The organism is Buttiauxella sp. (genome assembly GCF_049686335.1).
Lineage (GTDB): Bacteria > Pseudomonadota > Gammaproteobacteria > Enterobacterales > Enterobacteriaceae > Buttiauxella.
In genome coordinates this window covers 618008-635726 of record NZ_JBAVHX010000004.1, presented here as the reverse complement: position 1 = coordinate 635726, position 17719 = coordinate 618008, and the positions used below count along the sequence as shown (strand labels likewise).

General features: G+C 49.8%; 14 protein-coding genes. 13 read left to right on the top strand and 1 reads right to left on the bottom strand.

All coding sequences use genetic code 11. The features are described from left to right. The first annotated feature begins 74 nt into the window (after positions 1-74). The 11 genes from putP to chbG all read left to right on the top strand — a co-directional run bounded on the left by putP (position 75) and on the right by chbG (position 12321). Positions 75-1583, top strand: a complete 1509-nt coding sequence (gene putP, locus WBL83_RS03410; protein WP_424587800.1) for a sodium/proline symporter PutP — start codon at positions 75-77, stop codon at positions 1581-1583. Positions 1584-1764: 181 nt separating this feature from the next. Then, positions 1765-2598 (top strand): iron uptake transporter permease EfeU, encoded by an 834-nt coding sequence (gene efeU / locus WBL83_RS03405; RefSeq protein WP_424587799.1) that lies wholly within the window; start codon positions 1765-1767, stop codon positions 2596-2598. Between the two features lie 63 nt (positions 2599-2661). Further along, positions 2662-3786 carry an iron uptake system protein EfeO gene (gene efeO, locus WBL83_RS03400; protein ID WP_424587798.1) on the top strand — a complete coding sequence of 375 codons (1125 nt, stop codon included), beginning with the start codon at positions 2662-2664 and terminating at the stop codon, positions 3784-3786. 32 nt (positions 3787-3818) lie between these two features. After that, a complete protein-coding gene (gene efeB, locus WBL83_RS03395) occupies positions 3819-5102 on the top strand; it encodes an iron uptake transporter deferrochelatase/peroxidase subunit (RefSeq protein WP_424587797.1) in 1284 nt (427 codons plus the stop codon). A 735-nt stretch (positions 5103-5837) separates the two neighbouring features. Then, on the top strand, positions 5838-6626 hold the full coding sequence (phoH, locus tag WBL83_RS03390) for a phosphate starvation-inducible protein PhoH (RefSeq protein WP_424587796.1): 789 nt from the start codon (positions 5838-5840) through the stop codon (positions 6624-6626). Between the two features lie 262 nt (positions 6627-6888). Next, positions 6889-7212, top strand: a complete 324-nt coding sequence (locus tag WBL83_RS03385; protein WP_064548032.1) for a PTS sugar transporter subunit IIB — start codon at positions 6889-6891, stop codon at positions 7210-7212. Between the two features lie 162 nt (positions 7213-7374). After that, positions 7375-8733 (top strand): PTS N,N'-diacetylchitobiose transporter subunit IIC, encoded by a 1359-nt coding sequence (chbC, locus tag WBL83_RS03380; protein ID WP_172894936.1) that lies wholly within the window; start codon positions 7375-7377, stop codon positions 8731-8733. Between the two features lie 135 nt (positions 8734-8868). Continuing rightward, complete coding sequence (gene chbA, locus WBL83_RS03375) at positions 8869-9216, top strand: PTS N,N'-diacetylchitobiose transporter subunit IIA (RefSeq protein ID WP_424587795.1); 348 nt, start codon at positions 8869-8871, stop codon at positions 9214-9216. A 13-nt stretch (positions 9217-9229) separates the two neighbouring features. Then, on the top strand, positions 9230-10066 hold the full coding sequence (gene chbR, locus WBL83_RS03370) for a transcriptional regulator ChbR (protein WP_424587794.1): 837 nt from the start codon (positions 9230-9232) through the stop codon (positions 10064-10066). A gap of 104 nt (positions 10067-10170) precedes the next feature. Next, a complete protein-coding gene (locus tag WBL83_RS03365) occupies positions 10171-11514 on the top strand; it encodes a 6-phospho-beta-glucosidase (protein WP_424587793.1) in 1344 nt (447 codons plus the stop codon). Between the two features lie 45 nt (positions 11515-11559). Beyond that, complete coding sequence (gene chbG, locus WBL83_RS03360; RefSeq protein ID WP_424587792.1) at positions 11560-12321, top strand: chitin disaccharide deacetylase; 762 nt, start codon at positions 11560-11562, stop codon at positions 12319-12321. Between the two features lie 182 nt (positions 12322-12503). Here chbG and WBL83_RS03355 read toward each other — a convergent pair whose 3' ends face one another. After that, positions 12504-13121 (bottom strand): TetR family transcriptional regulator, encoded by a 618-nt coding sequence (locus WBL83_RS03355; protein ID WP_424587791.1) that lies wholly within the window; start codon positions 13119-13121, stop codon positions 12504-12506. A 237-nt stretch (positions 13122-13358) separates the two neighbouring features. On the opposite strand from WBL83_RS03355, the gene WBL83_RS03350 reads away from it, so the two are divergent. Next, the gene (locus WBL83_RS03350) at positions 13359-16469 is read left to right on the top strand and encodes an efflux RND transporter permease subunit (protein WP_424587790.1); all 3111 of its coding nucleotides are present in this window, start codon (positions 13359-13361) and stop codon (positions 16467-16469) included. A gap of 82 nt (positions 16470-16551) precedes the next feature. Further along, a complete protein-coding gene (locus tag WBL83_RS03345) occupies positions 16552-17706 on the top strand; it encodes an efflux RND transporter periplasmic adaptor subunit (protein WP_424587789.1) in 1155 nt (384 codons plus the stop codon). Positions 17707-17719: the final 13 nt, after the last annotated feature.

Genomic DNA, 17719 nt, shown 5'->3' with positions numbered 1-17719 from the left:
TGACTATAAATAAGCTGTGCTGCGTTCCGGCACGGTAATACCGGGTAGAACCGGAAATAATCTGGAGAACTTGCATGACCATGAGTACACCAATGCTGGTGACCTTCTTCATTTATATCTTTGGCATGATATTAATTGGGTTTATCGCCTGGCGTTCAACCAAGAACTTTGATGACTATATTCTGGGCGGTCGCAGCCTCGGAAGTGTGGTTACTGCGTTATCAGCGGGCGCGTCCGACATGAGCGGCTGGCTGCTGATGGGTCTGCCAGGCGCTATCTTCCTTTCTGGTATTTCGGAAAGCTGGATTGCCATCGGCCTGACGGTTGGCGCTTACATTAACTGGAAACTGGTCGCCGGGCGTTTACGTGTTCACACCGAAGTGAACAATAACGCGCTGACTTTGCCTGATTATTTCACCGGACGTTTTGAAGATAAGAGCCGCATTCTGCGTATTATCTCGGCGTTGGTTATCCTGCTGTTCTTCACCATCTATTGCGCATCCGGCATCGTGGCGGGGGCTCGTCTGTTCGAAAGCACCTTCGGCATGAGCTATGAAACCGCGCTGTGGGCGGGTGCTGCGGCAACCATCATTTATACCTTCGTGGGTGGGTTCCTTGCCGTGAGCTGGACCGATACCGTGCAGGCGAGTCTGATGATTTTCGCCCTGATCCTCACACCGGTTATGGTGGTGATTGCGGTCGGCGGATTTGATGATTCGATGGCAGTTATCAAGCAAAAAAGCATTGAAAACATCGATATGCTGAAGGGGCTGAACTTCGTCGCCATCATTTCGCTGATGGGTTGGGGCCTGGGCTACTTCGGCCAGCCGCATATTCTTGCGCGTTTCATGGCAGCAGATTCCCATCACACCATCGTTAATGCGCGTCGCATCAGTATGACGTGGATGATTTTGTGCCTCGGTGGCGCGTGTGCTGTGGGCTTCTTCGGGATTGCTTACTTCTCTAATAATCCGTCACTGGCGGGAACCGTTAACCAGAACAGCGAACGCGTGTTCATTGAGCTGGCGCAACTGCTGTTTAACCCGTGGATTGCGGGCATCCTGTTATCCGCCATTCTGGCGGCGGTCATGTCCACGCTGAGCTGTCAGTTGCTGGTGTGCTCGAGCGCAATTACCGAAGACTTGTATAAAGCCTTCTTCCGTAAAAATGCCGGGCAGAAAGAGCTGGTATGGGTCGGGCGCTTCATGGTGCTGGTGGTGGCGCTTATCGCTATCGCGCTGGCGGCAAACCCTGAAAACCGCGTTCTGGGCCTGGTCAGTTACGCCTGGGCAGGCTTCGGTGCTGCGTTTGGGCCAGTGGTTCTGTTCTCTGTTATGTGGTCACGTATGACACGTAATGGCGCATTAGCGGGGATGGTTATCGGTGCACTGACCGTTATCGTCTGGAAACAGTTCGGCTGGTTAGGCCTGTATGAAATCATCCCAGGCTTTATCTTCGGCAGCATCGGTATTGTGGTGGTCAGCCTGCTGGGCAAAGCGCCAAGTGCTTCAATGCAAAAACGCTTCGAGCAAGCCGATGAGATTTATCACACCCCTGCACCGGGCAAATTGCAGGCTGAGTAACAGGCGAGTGCATCACTGAATCACCTCTCCAGGGCCGCGAATATGCGGCCCTGTTTACATCTGGAGATAAATATCCTGACAATCCGCTTGTGTTTATTTTCGTGATAATGATAATCACAATCGTTCTGGTTTTACTTTTCTTTACGTCTTTTGACCTGAGTTCACAGTTGGAGTATCAGGAATGTTTGTTCCGTTTCTCATTATGTTGCGCGAAGGCCTGGAAGCCGCGCTGATCGTTAGTTTGATAGCCAGCTATCTGAAACGTACACAGCGTGGCCAGTGGATTGGCGTCATGTGGATTGGGGTGATTGCAGCCGCAGCACTTTGCTTAGGCCTGGGCATCTTCATTAACGAAACTACCGGTGAATTCCCGCAAAAAGAGCAGGAGTTGTTTGAAGGCATCGTCGCGGTTATTGCGGTCTTCATCCTTACCTGGATGGTGTTCTGGATGCGCAAAGTGTCGCGCAACGTCAAAGTCCAGTTAGAGCAAGCGGTAGACAACGCATTACATAGCAAAGGAAGCCACGGCTGGGCGCTGATTATGATGGTGTTCTTCGCCGTCGCGCGTGAAGGTCTGGAGTCGGTGTTCTTTCTGCTGGCCGCATTCCAGCAGGACGTTGGCATCATGCCGCCACTCGGCGCAATGCTCGGTCTGGGCACCGCGATAGTGCTGGGTTTCCTGCTGTATTGGGGCGGTATCCGCCTGAATCTCGCCGTCTTCTTCAAATGGACCAGCTTGTTTATTTTGCTGGTGGCTGCGGGACTGGCTGCGGGTGCGGTTCGCGCATTCCACGAAGCGGGATTGTGGAACCACTTCCAGGACATTGCGTTTGATCTGAGTAACGTTCTTTCAACGCATTCCCTGACCGGCACGCTGCTGGAAGGCATTTTTGGTTATCAGGAAGCGCCGAGCGTCAGTGAAGTGGCGATGTACTTCATTTACCTGATCCCCGCGCTGGTGCTGTTTTTTATTCCCCCGCGCTTGACTCCTCAGGCGACAAATAACGTTCGTTAATGATCTTGCGGCGAGAGATCGCCGCTTAGTTACAACATACTAATATTTTTATAGGGATTGGCCATGACTACACATTTTCGTCGTAAGGCTTTGCACGTTGCGCTGTTCGCTCTTGCCTCTTCCGCATTTGCGGTGCAGGCCGCAGATGTTCCTCAGGTAAAAGTCACCGTTACCGATAAACAGTGTGAACCGATGAACATCACGGTTAACGCGGGTAAAACTCAGTTCATTATTCAGAACAACAGCCAGAAAGCGCTGGAGTGGGAAATCCTCAAAGGCGTGATGGTAGTGGAAGAGCGCGAAAACATCGCCCCTGGCTTCTCGCAGAAAATGACCGCGAACCTACAAGCGGGTGAGTACGACATGACGTGCGGCCTGCTCAGCAACCCGAAAGGGAAGCTTATCGTGAAAGCCGCTGGCGACCAGACTGCACCGAAGAACGATCTGCTGGCATTGACCGGTCCAATCACTGAATACAAAGCGTATGTCACCGCGCAAGTCGCCGAACTGGTTAAAGGCACTAAAGCCTTTACGGATGCGGTGAAAGCGGGCGACATCGAAAAAGCCAAATCCCTGTATGCACCAACGCGCCAGTATTACGAGCGTATTGAACCGATTGCTGAACTGTTCTCCGACCTCGACGGCAGCATCGATGCCCGTGAAGACGATTACGAGCAAAAAGCCAACGATCCGAAATTCACCGGCTTCCACCGTCTGGAAAAAGCGCTGTTTGGTGATAATTCCACCAAAGGCATGGAAAAATATGCTGAACAGCTGAATACCGACGTGCTGGATCTGCAAACGCGTATCTCTGAACTGGCTTTCCCACCGAGCAAAGTGGTCGGCGGCGCTGCGGGTCTGATTGAAGAAGTCGCAGCCAGCAAAATCAGCGGCGAAGAAGATCGCTACAGCCACACCGACCTGTGGGACTTCCAGGCTAACGTCGATGGCGCACAGAAAATCGTCAACCTGTTACGTCCTTTACTGGCCAAAGATAACGCGCCATTGCTGGCAAAAGTGGATGCCAACTTCAAGAAAGTCGACACCATTCTGGCAAAATATCGCACCAAAGATGGCTTTGAAACTTACGACAAATTGACTGACGCAGACCGTAATGCGCTAAAAGGGCCGGTAACGGCACTGGCTGAAGATTTGTCGCAACTGCGTGGCGTTCTGGGTCTGGACTAGGTTTTGTGGAATAAGTTTTATGGACAAGTCAGATGGACGAAAATAGCAAACACGACGGCCACCAACCGGGGCGCCGTCGGTTATTAAAGGGTCTGGGCGCGCTCGGCGGCGCCTTTGCCGTGGCGGGCGGTTGCCCTGTGGCGCATGCGGCAAAACAGGAGACATCTCCGGGTACCTTGCCGCCTGACGCACGCATGGAAAAACAACCGTTCTATGGAGTGCACCAGTCTGGTGTGCTCACACCACAGCAAGCGGCGATGATGCTGGTGGCATTCGATGTGCTGGCAAGTGATAAAGCGGACCTCGAACGTTTGTTCAAGTTGCTGACGGCGCGTTTTGATTTCCTGACCACCGGCGGCCCGGCACCGGAGACACCTAATCCTCGTATGCCACCGATGGACTCAGGCATCCTCGGCGCAGAAATCTACCCGGACAACCTGACTATCACGTTGTCAGCGGGGACGTCACTGTTTGATGAACGTTTTGGTCTGAAAGCACAGAAGCCGACGAAGCTGCAAAAAATGGAACGTTTCCCCAACGATTCCCTCGACGCCAGCTTGTGTCACGGCGATTTGCTGATCCAGATTTGCGCGAATACCGCGGATACCGTTATCCACGCGTTGCGCGACATTATCAAGCACACGCCTGATTTACTCAGCGTGCGCTGGAAGCGGGAAGGATTTATCTCTAACCACGCGGCACGTTCACGTGGCAAGGAAACCCCAATCAACTTGCTGGGCTTTAAAGACGGCACGGCCAATCCCGACAGCAGCAACCAGTCGCTGATGGATCAAGTGGTGTGGGTGACCGGCAACCAGCAGGAACCTGCATGGGCGGTGGGAGGCAGTTACAAAGCGGTGCGTATCATTCAGTTCCATGTTGAGTCATGGGACAGAACGCCGTTGAAAGAACAGCAAACCATTTTTGGCCGCGACAAACACAGCGGTGCGCCGTTGGGAATGAAGAACGAGCACGACGAACCGGATTATACCGCCGATCCCGATGGCAATGTGATTGCGCTGGATGCCCATATTCGTCTGGCAAATCCACGAACCAAAGAAACCCAGTCAAATCTCATGATGCGCCGGGGTTACAGCTATTCGTTGGGCGTTTCCAAATCTGGCCAGTTAGATATGGGCCTGTTGTTTGTCTGCTTCCAGCATGACCTTGAGAAAGGTTTCCTCGACGTGCAGCAACGGCTTAACGGTGAGGCGTTGGAAGAGTATGTGAAGCCGATTGGCGGCGGGTATTTCTTTGTTTTGCCTGGCGTTAAAGACAATCAGCATTATTTAGGGCAGGGGTTGATTGAGGCCTGATTCGGTGATGTTGAAACCACCCTCATCCTAACCTTCTCCCTGAGGGAGAAGGGACTGGCCGGTTTTCTCCTTTTCCTGAGGGAGAAGGGACTGTCTGGTTTTCTCCTTTTCCTGAGGGAGAAGGGACTGTCTGGTCTTCTCCCTCTCCTGAGGGAGAAGGGACTGTCTGGTCTTCTCCCTCTCCTGGGGGAGAGGGCCGGGGTGAGGGCGATTCCTTCCCCTGCTAATTTTTCATTTGCTAACAATTTGCCTGTCTATTATTCATTCAATTTATATATGACTATACCCTTGATATAAAACTGTAATATTTCTGTGTCATAAACATGACTCACGCGTGACGAAACGCGAATGTTGAATTAAAGTAAAATAAGTGTTGCATTTTAGATAAAATTTGATGTACTTAAAGCACGAGCGGTAGTTCCCGGCTGTGAAATTTAATCACATTGGAGATCGCGAATGGTAGGGTCCTGTACTGGACGATTAAACAAACATCTTACCCGCACCATCCAGCGCGGAGGCCTCTCCTCCGGCTTCGCTATCTTCACCGCTAAAAACCCAAACTCCTTAAAAACTCAGAGTGTCAACGATGCGCTAAGCGGCGTAGTTCGTCTAACTGGTGCATCCTCTCAACCGGCAGTTTATGGCTTACAAGGAAGCCAAACCTCATCCGTTAGTGAGCATAATCGCGTACCCGAAAGTGACGCGGGAAATGAAACCAACTGTAAGGTGCCATCCATGGGAAGACAGAAAGCAGTGATCAAAGCTCGTCGCGAAGCAAAACGTGTGCTGAGACGGGATTCACGTAGCCACAAGCAACGTGAAGAGGAATCGGTCACCACGCTTGTGCAGATGAGCGGCGTTGAATCTATCGGCATGGCCAGGGATTGCCGTGATAATTCACCAATAGCTGCGCGAAATGAGGCTCAACAGCACTATCTTAATGCCATCGAGAAAAAGCAGCTTATCTTCGCTACGGGCGAAGCAGGTTGCGGCAAGACGTATATCAGCGCGGCGAAAGCTGCTGAGGCCCTGATACATAAGGATGTCGACAGGATAATTGTTACACGCCCGGTCCTGCAAGCTGACGAAGATCTCGGCTTCTTACCCGGGGATATTTCGGAAAAATTCGCCCCTTATTTCCGCCCGGTTTATGACATCCTGGTGCGACGTTTAGGGTCGTCTTTCATGCAGTACTGCCTGCGTCCCGAAATCGGTAAGGTAGAAATCGCGCCGTTCGCCTATATGCGCGGACGTACCTTCGAAAATGCGGTGGTTATTCTTGATGAGGCGCAGAACGTCACGAGCGCGCAAATGAAGATGTTCTTAACCCGCCTTGGGGAAAACGTGACGGTCATCGTCAATGGCGATATCACACAATGTGATTTGCCAAGAGGTGTTCAGTCCGGCCTGAGTGATGCTCTGGCACGTTTTGAAGAAGATGAGATGATAGGTGTCGTACGATTTGGTAAACAAGATTGTGTGCGCTCAGCCCTTTGCCAGCGCACCTTGAATGCCTACGACTGAACCCTGGTGTGATAGATTCATAAAGCCCAAACTCTGTTTGGGCTTTTTTCTTTGCGCGAATTATTTACCCAAAATGTGAAGGGTATCAAAACGGATGGTCAAGGAGAGACAATTATCAGCTCCGCAAAATTATTCCCCGCCAGATTGTTGCCGTATACTTCTCCCAACCAGAAACAATCATAACTGACCAAAAATTCGCTTTTGCAGGTGTGGGTTGTGTTGACATCCGACATGCAGGCTATAGCAACGTGAGGAAACTAATATGACTAAAAAACGTATCTACCTATTTTGTTCTGCCGGTATGTCCACTTCATTACTCGTATCGAAAATGAAGGCGCAGGCAGAGAAGTATGAAGTACCGGTTGTGATTGAAGCCTGGCCTGAAACTCTGGCGGCGGAAAAGGGCAAGGATGCAGATTTGGTATTACTGGGACCACAAATCGCTTATATGCTGCCAGAAATTCAAAAAGTATTACCGGGTAAGACAGTTGAAGTTATTGATTCCGCCATGTACGGCAAAATTGATGGGTTAGGCGTGCTTAAAGCAGCCGTCGCATCGATCAAGAAAGCAGCAGCAAACAGTTAATTTATACCCGTCATACTTCAAGTTGTAGATACGTTGGCCGCTCGCCTTCCTACAACTCGAATTATTTGGGTATATAGATTTTATTTTGTTTTATTTTTCCGTCAAAGAACGACCTTACACAACCTGGCCGCAAGACACTTGCGGCAATAAAGGAAATTCCAAATGAGTAAAGTCATTGATTCACTTGAGAAGATATTGCTTCCTTTCGCAGTGAAAATTGGGAAGCAACCGCACGTCAACGCAATTAAAAATGGTTTCATCAAATTAATGCCATTGACCCTTGCCGGGGCCATGTTCGTATTAATCAATAACGTCTTTCTGAGTTTTGGCGCCGGTTCCTTTTTCTATTCCTTAGGTATTCGCTTAGATCCCTCGACCATTGAAACCCTTAATGGGTTAAAAGCCATTGGCGGCAATGTGTATAACGGCACATTGGGTATTATGTCGCTAATGGCTCCTTTTTTCATTGGTATGGCGCTTGCTGAGGAACGTAAAGTTGACCCACTTGCTGCCGGTTTATTATCCGTTGCGGCATTTATGACTGTTACTCCCTATAGCGTAGGTGAAGCCTATGCGGTAGGGGCTAATTGGTTAGGTGGTCAGAATATTATTTCCGGTATTGTTATTGGTCTGGTGGTCGCGGAGCTATTTACATTTGTTATCCGCCGCAACTGGGTTATTACTTTGCCAGACAGTGTACCGACGTCGGTATCACGTTCTTTCTCTGCCTTAATTCCAGGCTTTTTAATTCTGTCTATTTTCGGGATTATTTCCTGGTTGCTGGCCAATCACGGTAGCAACTTCCACCAGATCATTATGGATTCCATCTCTACGCCGCTGGCATCGATGGGTGCGGTAGTGGGCTGGGCGTACGTGATTTTCAACTCCCTGCTGTGGTTCTTCGGTGTGCATGGTTCACTGGCGCTGACCGCGCTGGACAACGGCATCATGACCCCTTGGGCGCTGGAAAACATCGCTATTTATAACCAGTATGGTTCAGTGCAAGCGGCACTTGATGCGGGCAAACAGTTCCACTTCTGGGCGAAACCAATGCTCGACTCCTACATCCTGTTGGGTGGTTCAGGTGCGACACTGGGTCTGATTATCGCCATCTTCATGGTGTCCCGCCGTGCAGATCACCGTCAGGTGGCGAAACTGGCACTGCCATCAGGCATCTTCCAGATTAACGAACCCATCCTGTTCGGTCTGCCAATCATCATGAACCCGGTTATGTTTATCCCGTTTGTGCTGGTTCAACCGATTCTGGCAGCGATTACGCTTGCGGCTTATTCTCTGGGCATTATTCCACCGGTCACCAACCTCGCGCCGTGGACCATGCCTACCGGTTTGGGCGCCTTCTTCAACAGTAACGGCAGTATCGCAGCGTTGTTAGTGGCTCTGTTTAACCTCGGTGTCGCGACATGTGTCTACATACCGTTCGTTATCCTGTCTAACAAAGCGCAGGCGGTTATTGAAGAAGAAGAAAGTGAAGAAGATATTGCTAACGCACTGAAATTCTAATCTTAAGTTCATACCTAAAATAATTCGAGTTGCAGGAAGCCAACGCAGATGCGGCTTGAAGTATGAAGGGAAGCAGTTTTGGTTGGGGATGGCCCCCTGTCCCCAACCACTTTAAATTTACCGGGAGAGAATTTGATGTTTGATTTAGAAAACGTAGTCGATAACGAAGTCGATACTAACGATCTTGAAGAAGTGGTAATGGGTTTAATCATCAACTCAGGTCAGGCGCGCAGCCTGGCGTACGCAGCACTGAAAATCGCAAAAACGGGTGATTTTGAAAAAGCCTGGGAGTTGATGGGGCAGTCTCGTGAAGCACTGAACGAAGCCCACCTGGTGCAAACCAAACTGATTGAAGGTGACCAGGGCGAAGGCAAAACTAAAGTGAGTCTGGTGCTGGTTCATGCCCAGGACCACCTGATGACCTCGATGCTGGCGCGTGAGTTGGTCACAGAACTTATTGAGCTTCACGAAAAAATAAAATAAGTTGGAGTCCCTTATGCAGCCACCGGTAATCAGTATGGAAATTAATACCGCACGTGAGAGTCAACTTTTTGATGGTCAACATTTCCACATGTTCATCCACAATAAAGTTGAAAGTGTCTCCGGGCTACACCAACATGATTATTATGAATTCACGGTGGTGCTAACAGGACGTTATTATCAGGAAATAAACGGTAAACGTGTGCTGCTGGAAAGAGGGAGTTTTGTTTTCATTCCACTCGGTTCCTACCATCAAAGTTTTTATGATTTTGGTGCAACACGGATCCTGAATGTCGGTATCAGCAAGGCTTTTTTTGAGCAGCATTATTTACCTTTATTCCCAGCGTGTTTTATTGCTTCACAGGTTTATCAAATTAAGAATGAGTTTCTGGCTTATATTGAATCTGTGACTGCATCATTAAACTTCCGTCAGGGTGAGTTTAGTGAGTTCCTTGAAATGGTGACTTTTTACATTGTGAATCGTCTTCGCCATCATAAGGAATCAGAGTCTGGGGGAGATATTCCCGTCTGGCTGAAAAATACCGTTGAGCAGATGCATGGCAAATCAATGTTTGGTGATAAAGCATTAGTCAACATGGTGGAGTTGTCCGGTAAGTCGCAAGAGTATTTAACCCGCGCCACACAACGCCATTACGGCAAAACGCCGATGCAAATTATCAATGAAATAAGAATTGATTTCGCCAAGAAACAACTGGAGATCACCAACTATTCTGTCACCGATATTGCTTTCGAGTCCGGTTACAGCAGTGCCAGTATGTTTATTAAAAACTTTAAAAAGTTAACTTCTTTTACGCCGCAGCATTATCGGAAGCAATTATACAGCATTAAGTAATCAATTTAATATCCTGTAAATATATTAGTGAGGGTTAAATATAATCCTCAATAATACATCTATAGATCTCAATTATATCGAGCGAAAGTACTAGCGGAGTCCTCATGAGTAAAAAATTGAAAGTCGTCACAATCGGTGGTGGTAGTAGCTATACCCCTGAATTACTCGAAGGTTTTATTAAACGTTACGAAGAATTGCCGATCACTGAATTATGGCTGGTTGATGTTGAAGCTGGAAAAGAGAAGCAAGATATTATCTTCGATCTTTGCTTACGTATGATTGAGCGCGCCGGTGTGCCAATTGCGTTGTACAAAACCCTGAATCGTCGCGAAGCGCTGGTCGATGCCGACTTTGTCACCACGCAATTACGTGTTGGCCAACTGAAAGCCCGTGAACTTGATGAACGCATCCCACTCGGTTACGGTTATTTAGGCCAGGAAACCAACGGCGCAGGCGGTTTGTTTAAAGGCTTGCGTACCATTCCAGTTATTTTCGACATTATTAATGATGTGAAAGAGATCTGCCCTGAAGCGTGGGTGATTAACTTCACCAACCCAGCCGGTATGGTGACCGAAGCGGTTTACCGCCACACGGATTTCAAGAAATTTATCGGCGTGTGCAACATCCCCGTGGGCATGAAAATGTTCATCAAAGATGTGCTGAAACTGACACCTGTTGATGAACTGAACATCGACCTGTTCGGCCTGAACCACATGGTGTTCATCAAAGATGTCATTGTTAACGGAACCTCTCGTTTCGACGAGCTGCTTGATGGCGTGGCCTCCGGTACGCTGACCGCGAATTCAGTGAAAAACATCTTTGATCTGCCATTTAGCGAAGGCCTGATTCGTTCCCTGCGTCTGCTGCCATGCTCTTACTTGCTGTACTACTTCAAGCAAAAAGAGATGCTGGCTATCGAAATGGGCGAGTTCTATAAAGGCGGTGCTCGTGCAACGGTTGTTCAGAAAGTTGAGAAGCAACTGTTCGAGCTTTACAAAGATCCCGCTCTGAACGTGAAACCAAAAGAGCTGGAACTGCGTGGCGGTGCTTACTATTCTGACGCGGCGTGTGAAGTGATAAGCGACATCTACAACGATAAGCAAAGCGAGCATTACGTTAACGTGCCGCATCATGGTCATGTAGATAATATTCCGGCAGACTGGGCGGTTGAGATGACCTGTACTATCGGTCGCGATGGCGCAACGCCAACTCCGCGCATTACGCACTTTGACGAAAAAGTGCTGGGTCTGATTTACACCATTAAAGGCTTTGAGGTGGCGGCAAGTGAAGCGGCTCTGAGCGGTAACTTTAACGATGTTCTGCTGGCGCTTAACTTAAGTCCGCTGATTCATTCAGACAAAGATGCTGAGAAAATTGCCCGCGACATGCTGCTCGCACACGAAGCAAATCTGCCGAACTTTGCGCAGGCTATCGCTGCTCTTAAATAACCGGAAGCCTTCCCTGCAAAGGGAAGGCAACCTCGCGAGGCGACAATGGATAAGTTATTAATTGTTAACGCGGACGATTTTGGGCTTTGCAAAGCGCAAAATTACGGAATTATCGATGCCTTCATCAACGGTGTTGTGACATCGACCACCGCAATGGTTAACGCTCAGGGAATTGAACATGCCGTTGCGCTAAGTGCTAAACATCCAGGTCTGGCGATGGGTATGCACTTTGTGCTGACGCTAGGGCGCCCGCTATCTGCGATGCCGGGGCTGACGGATGAGCAGGGAGAATTGGGGAAATGGATTTGGCAACGCGCTGAAGAAAACGCATTACCCCTGGCAGAAATTGAGCACGAACTGGCGTGCCAGTTTGCGAGATTCGTCGAATTATTTGGCCGTGCCCCAACGCATATCGACAGCCATCACCATGTCCATATGATCCCGCAGATCTATCCGATTGTTGAAGCATTCGCGAAGGCGAAAGGCATTCCGGTGCGCTTTGATTACGATGCGGCAAAAACGGGTGAGATTGAGCAACATGACGTTAAAACCACCCAGGGTTTTGATAGCGGCTTTTATGGCGAGCAAATTACGGAATCGCTGTTCCTCGACACTCTCGAAAGGTCGATGGCGCGAGACGAACAATCGTTAGAGGTCATGTGTCATCCTTCGTTTATTGATAACACCATTCTTGCCAGCAAGTATTGCTATCCACGCCTGGCGGAACTGGATGTCCTGACTTCCGCTTCGCTTAAATACGCGATAGCAGAACGTGGTTATCGGTTGGGAACGTTCAAAGATTTGTAATCTTTTTGTGGTGGATGACGCCTACGGCTTATCCACCCTACAAAACCTGCAAAACCTAGAAAGTAGGTCGGATAAACGCAGCGTCATCCGACATTTATCCCCCCACATACATAAACAAGTAGGTCGGATAAGCGAAGCGTCATCCGACATTAATCCCGCGACATCCGACATTCATCACCCATTCACGCAGATTTTGTCAGCATCAAAATCAGATTATCGACCACATCAGGTGCTTGCTCGTAAAGATTGAGATTTTCCGGCTGCATTAGCCAGTTTTTGATGATCCCACTGAAATAGCCGTGAATAATGGTTACCGTCAGTTCGATATTGGTATTAACAGGTATTTGACCTTTTGAAATACAACTGCGTAATAACTTCTTCATCCTTTCACGATTAAACCAAAACCGTTCTCTTATTTCTCGCTCTGTGTACATTTCCCCAGTGAATTCGCAGCTATGATAAAGAATTTGTAATAAATCATGTTGGCGGCGATCGGTGGAAATAAACCTCAACGTTTCTATCATGAGTTCGCGTAATAAAATTAAGTCATCATCCTGAATTTGTGCCTTTATTTTACGTCGTATCTCCTGAGATACGCAGGGCTGAATGTTCCAGATTTCATTAAACAACGAAACCTTACTGTCGAAGTGCCAGTATATCGCGCCACGGGTCATGCCTGCTGCATCAGCAATGTCGGCAAGCGTAGTGACGGATACGCCGTTTTTAGCAAATAGTGTGATGGCGACATCAATCAAATGCTGACGCGTTTTTAACGCCTCAATTTTAGTTTTTCTTGCCATAATGGATTAACTCTTTGTGAATATTAGTTACAAGAATTAACAGGTTTGAATATTCTTTTTCTATTGTCTGTTGCGTTAATTAAAACACCAAAGAGTGTGTGCTTTTAAATTTTCTCTGTCCAGTTTTCGAATGAGACTTTATACATACACGCATGAATAATTAATCGCTAAACCCTCTGGTAAGCTTGCGGCCTCTATATCCATTCAGAGTCAGACCTTTAATAGGGAAATTTCCAGATGGCGAAGTTTTTTATCGAGCGCCCCATATTTGCCTGGGTGTTGGCGATCATTTTGATGCTATCGGGAGTGCTGTCGATCATCAATTTACCGGTGGCGCAATATCCGACAATTGCCCCGCCTGCGGTTGCCATCAACGCCACATACCCGGGTGCTGACGCCAGTACCGTTCAGGATACGGTGACACAGGTCATCGAGCAGAACATGAACGGCCTGGATAACCTGATGTACATGTCATCCACCAGTGATGCTTCGGGTAGCGTGTCCGTAACACTGACCTTTAAGTCAGGGACCGATCCGGATATAGCTCAGGTTCAGGTGCAAAATAAACTACAGCTCGCGATGCCACTGTTGCCACAAGAAGTGCAGCAACAGGGGATCAGTGTGAAAAAATCCTCCAGCAGTTTCCTGATGGTTGCCGGATTTATCTCTCAGGATGGCAGCATGAGCCAGGATGATATTGCCGACTATATCTCCTCAAATATCAAAGATCCGATTAGTCGAACGGCGGGAGTGGGTGACGTTCAGTTATTTGGTGCGCAGTATGCGATGCGCATCTGGCTTGACCCAAACAAGCTCAATAAATACCAGTTAACCACGCTGGATGTGATTAACCAGATTAAAACCCAAAACGCCCAGGTCGCCGCCGGGCAACTGGGCGGTACGCCTGCCATTGCTGGCCAGCAGCTGAATGCTTCTATTATTGCTCAGACTCGTCTGCGCGACCCTGAACAGTTCGGCCACATTTTATTGAAAGTGAAATCTGACGGCGCAAAAGTTGAATTACACGATGTCGCGCGCATCGAACTGGGTGGGGAAAACTATAACGTCATCGCCCGCTACAACGGGAAACCCGCAGCGGGTTTAGGGATTAAATTGGCCACTGGCGCGAATGCGCTGGATACCGCAAAAGCGGTGCAGACACAGATGGGTCGCCTGCAACCCTATTTCCCCCACGGCTTGAGTGTGGTCTACACCTACGACACCACCCCGTTCGTTAAAATCTCTATTCGCGAAGTCTTCAAAACCCTGCTCGAAGCTATCGTGCTGGTTTTCCTGGTGATGTATCTGTTTTTGCAGAACTTCCGCGCCACGCTTATCCCTACGATTGCCGTGCCGGTGGTGTTGTTGGGGACGTTTTCGGTCCTGGCCGCTTTTGGATACTCGATAAATACCTTAACCATGTTCGGTATGGTGCTGGCGATAGGCTTGCTGGTGGATGACGCCATTGTGGTGGTGGAAAACGTCGAACGCGTGATGGCAGAGGAGGGGCTAGGGCCGAAAGAAGCGACGCAGAAATCGATGGGGCAAATTCAGGGCGCGCTGGTGGGGATTGCGATGGTGCTGTCGGCGGTATTTATTCCGATGGCATTTTTCGGCGGTTCCACCGGTGTTATCTACCGCCAGTTCTCCATCACCATTGTTTCGGCAATGGCGCTTTCGGTGCTGGTTGCGCTGATTTTAACCCCCGCGTTATGCGCCACCTTACTCAAGCCCGTTGCCAAAGGAAGCCATGGTAAGACGACCGGTTTATTCGGTTGGTTTAATGCCCGCTTCGAACAAAGTACCCATCATTACACGGACAGCGTGAAACAAATTTTGCGTCGCACCGGGCGCTATATGGTGCTTTACGTGCTGATCGTTGCCGGTATGGCCGCGTTATTCCTTCATTTACCGACCTCATTTTTGCCCGAAGAAGATCAGGGTGTTTTTCTCACCATGGTGACGTTACCCGCCGGGGCGACGCAGGCCAGAACCGAGAAAATCATGGATCAGATTACCGATTACTATCTGACGAAAGAGTCCGCCAACGTTGAATCGGTATTTACCGTGAACGGGTTTAGCTTCAGCGGCAAAGGGCAAAACAACGGTCTGGCGTTTGTGCGCCTGAAAGACTGGGATAAACGCCCGGGTAAAGAGAATGAAGTGACCGCCATCGTCGGACGAGCCACCCGCGCGTTTAGCCAGATTCGCGACGGTATGGTTTTCGCTTTTAACCTGCCTGCGATTACAGAACTGGGCACCGCAACTGGCTTCGACTTTGAATTAGTCGACCAGGCAAGTTTGGGTCACAAAGCGCTGACGCAGGCGCGAAACCAGATGCTCGCGGCTATCGCCAAACGTCCGGATTTACTGGTGCGTGTCCGGCCAAATGGGCTGGAGGATACCCCGCAATTTAAGCTCGAAATTGACCAGGAAAAAGCGCAGTCGCTGGGCGTCAGTATTTCCGATATTAACCAGACCATTGCCGCCGGACTTGGCAGCACTTACGTCAATGATTTTATCGACCATGGTCGCGTGAAGAAGGTTTATCTGCAGGGACGGGCGGCGGACCGCATGCTGCCGCAGGACATTAACAGTTGGTACGTACGCGGGAGCAGTGGACAGATGGTGCCATTCTCCGCCTTTGCCAGTGCGCGATGGATTTTCGGCTCTCCGCGTCTCGAACGTTATAACGGTCTGCCATCTATGGAAATCCTCGGTGAAGCCACACCCGGCAAAAGTACCGGTGAGGCAATGCTGCTGATGGAAGAGTTAGCATCGAAATTACCGACCGGAATTGGCTATGACTGGACCGGAATGTCTTATCAAGAACGTTTGTCCGGAAACCAGGCACCTGCTCTTTACGCGATTTCACTGCTGGTCGTCTTCCTGTGCCTGGCTGCCCTTTATGAGAGCTGGTCAATTCCTTTCTCTGTGATGCTGGTGGTGCCGCTGGGTGTGGTCGGCGCACTGCTAGCCGCCACACTGCGTGGGCTGAATAACGACGTCTATTTCCAGGTCGGCTTACTGACCACCATTGGGCTTTCGGCCAAAAACGCGATCCTTATCGTCGAGTTCGCCAAAGACCTGATGGACAAAGAAGGCAAAGGGTTAATCGAGGCCACACTCGATGCGGTGCGAATGCGCTTGCGTCCCATCCTAATGACTTCTCTGGCATTTATTCTCGGCGTGATGCCGCTGGTTATCAGCAGTGGTGCGGGGAGTGGTGCACAGAATGCCGTAGGGACAGGCGTCATGGGCGGCATGGTGTCCGCCACTCTACTGGCGATCTTTTTTGTCCCGGTGTTCTTCGTCGTGATCAGTCGCTTCTTCGGAAAGGCGAAATAACCAGAATACGTGGCTGGTGGTTTTCGCACTCCTCCATCAGCTGCAAATTTTTACTTCAGGAATCATGCGTTAAGGAACAGTAATGAAGAAATATGGTGAGTTCATCCTCCTGCCTTCCGTGCTTTTGATCGCGGCTGGCGTATTGACGGGTTGTAATGATAACGATGACGCAAAGGCGAAAGCGCCAACACCTCAAGTCAATGTGTATACCGTTAAATCAGCCCCACTGGCTGTGACGACTGAACTTCCAGGGCGTACCGATGCCTTTCGGGTCGCGGAAGTTCGCCCGCAGGTAAGCGGCATCATCCTGAAGCGCAATTTTGTTGAAGGCGGCGATATCAAAGCAGGAAATTCCCTTTATCAGATCGATCCCGCGCCTTATCAGGCTGCGTGGAACAGTGCTCAAGGATCGCTTGCCAGGGCTCAGGCTGCTGCAAATATTGCCCATTTAACGGTGAAACGTTACGTCCCTTTGCTTGGCACGAAGTACATCAGTCAGCAGGATTACGATCAGGCCGTCGCCACTGCCCAGCAAGCGGATGCCGAAGTCACCGCCGCGAAAGCTGAAGTGGAAAATGCGCGGATTAATCTCGCTTACACCAAAGTTACCTCGCCAATCGATGGCCGTATTGGTAAATCGAATGTCACCGAAGGGGCGTTGGTCACCAACGGCCAGGCTTCATCCATGGCGACGGTACAGCAGCTCGACCCGATTTATGTGGATGTCACCCAATCGAGTAACGATTTTATGCAGCTCAAGAAGTCGGTTGAACAGGGAAGTCTGAAGAAATCGAACGGCAAGACGGCGGTGCAACTCATGATGGAAGATGGTCAGCCGTATGCGCTGAACGGCGAGCTTGAGTTCTCTGATGTGACGGTCGATCAGACCACCGGCTCTATCACTTTACGAGCCGTGTTCCCTAATCCCCAGCACCAGTTGCTGCCAGGGATGTATGTGCGCGCAAAAATTGACGAGGGCATTCAGCCTGATGCGATTCTTGTGCCGCAACAGGGTGTGACGCGTAATCCGCGCGGAGATGCCACGGTGATGGTGGTTGATCAAAACAACAAAGCCGAAGTGCGTGAAGTCACTGCGCCGCAGGCGATTGGCGATAAATGGCTGGTGACTAAAGGCGTTAAGCCGGGCGACAAAGTGATTGTCAGTGGTCTTCAGCGCGTTCGTCCCGGGGTTGCTGTTCAGATAGTGCCGGACAGCGCTGCCGCTCAAACACACTAAGGTATTCTGGACA

Coding starts and splice junctions, on each gene's coding strand:
- WBL83_RS03355 (WP_424587791.1), bottom strand. CDS start 13,121: ATGGCAAGAAAAACTAAAATTGAGGCGTTAAAAACGCGTCAGCATTTG.
- WBL83_RS03385 (WP_064548032.1), top strand. CDS start 6,889: ATGACTAAAAAACGTATCTACCTATTTTGTTCTGCCGGTATGTCCACT.
- efeU (WP_424587799.1), top strand. CDS start 1,765: ATGTTTGTTCCGTTTCTCATTATGTTGCGCGAAGGCCTGGAAGCCGCG.
- WBL83_RS03365 (WP_424587793.1), top strand. CDS start 10,171: ATGAGTAAAAAATTGAAAGTCGTCACAATCGGTGGTGGTAGTAGCTAT.
- WBL83_RS03350 (WP_424587790.1), top strand. CDS start 13,359: ATGGCGAAGTTTTTTATCGAGCGCCCCATATTTGCCTGGGTGTTGGCG.
- efeB (WP_424587797.1), top strand. CDS start 3,819: ATGGACGAAAATAGCAAACACGACGGCCACCAACCGGGGCGCCGTCGG.
- putP (WP_424587800.1), top strand. CDS start 75: ATGACCATGAGTACACCAATGCTGGTGACCTTCTTCATTTATATCTTT.
- chbC (WP_172894936.1), top strand. CDS start 7,375: ATGAGTAAAGTCATTGATTCACTTGAGAAGATATTGCTTCCTTTCGCA.
- chbG (WP_424587792.1), top strand. CDS start 11,560: ATGGATAAGTTATTAATTGTTAACGCGGACGATTTTGGGCTTTGCAAA.
- efeO (WP_424587798.1), top strand. CDS start 2,662: ATGACTACACATTTTCGTCGTAAGGCTTTGCACGTTGCGCTGTTCGCT.
- phoH (WP_424587796.1), top strand. CDS start 5,838: ATGGGAAGACAGAAAGCAGTGATCAAAGCTCGTCGCGAAGCAAAACGT.
- chbA (WP_424587795.1), top strand. CDS start 8,869: ATGTTTGATTTAGAAAACGTAGTCGATAACGAAGTCGATACTAACGAT.
- chbR (WP_424587794.1), top strand. CDS start 9,230: ATGCAGCCACCGGTAATCAGTATGGAAATTAATACCGCACGTGAGAGT.
- WBL83_RS03345 (WP_424587789.1), top strand. CDS start 16,552: ATGAAGAAATATGGTGAGTTCATCCTCCTGCCTTCCGTGCTTTTGATC.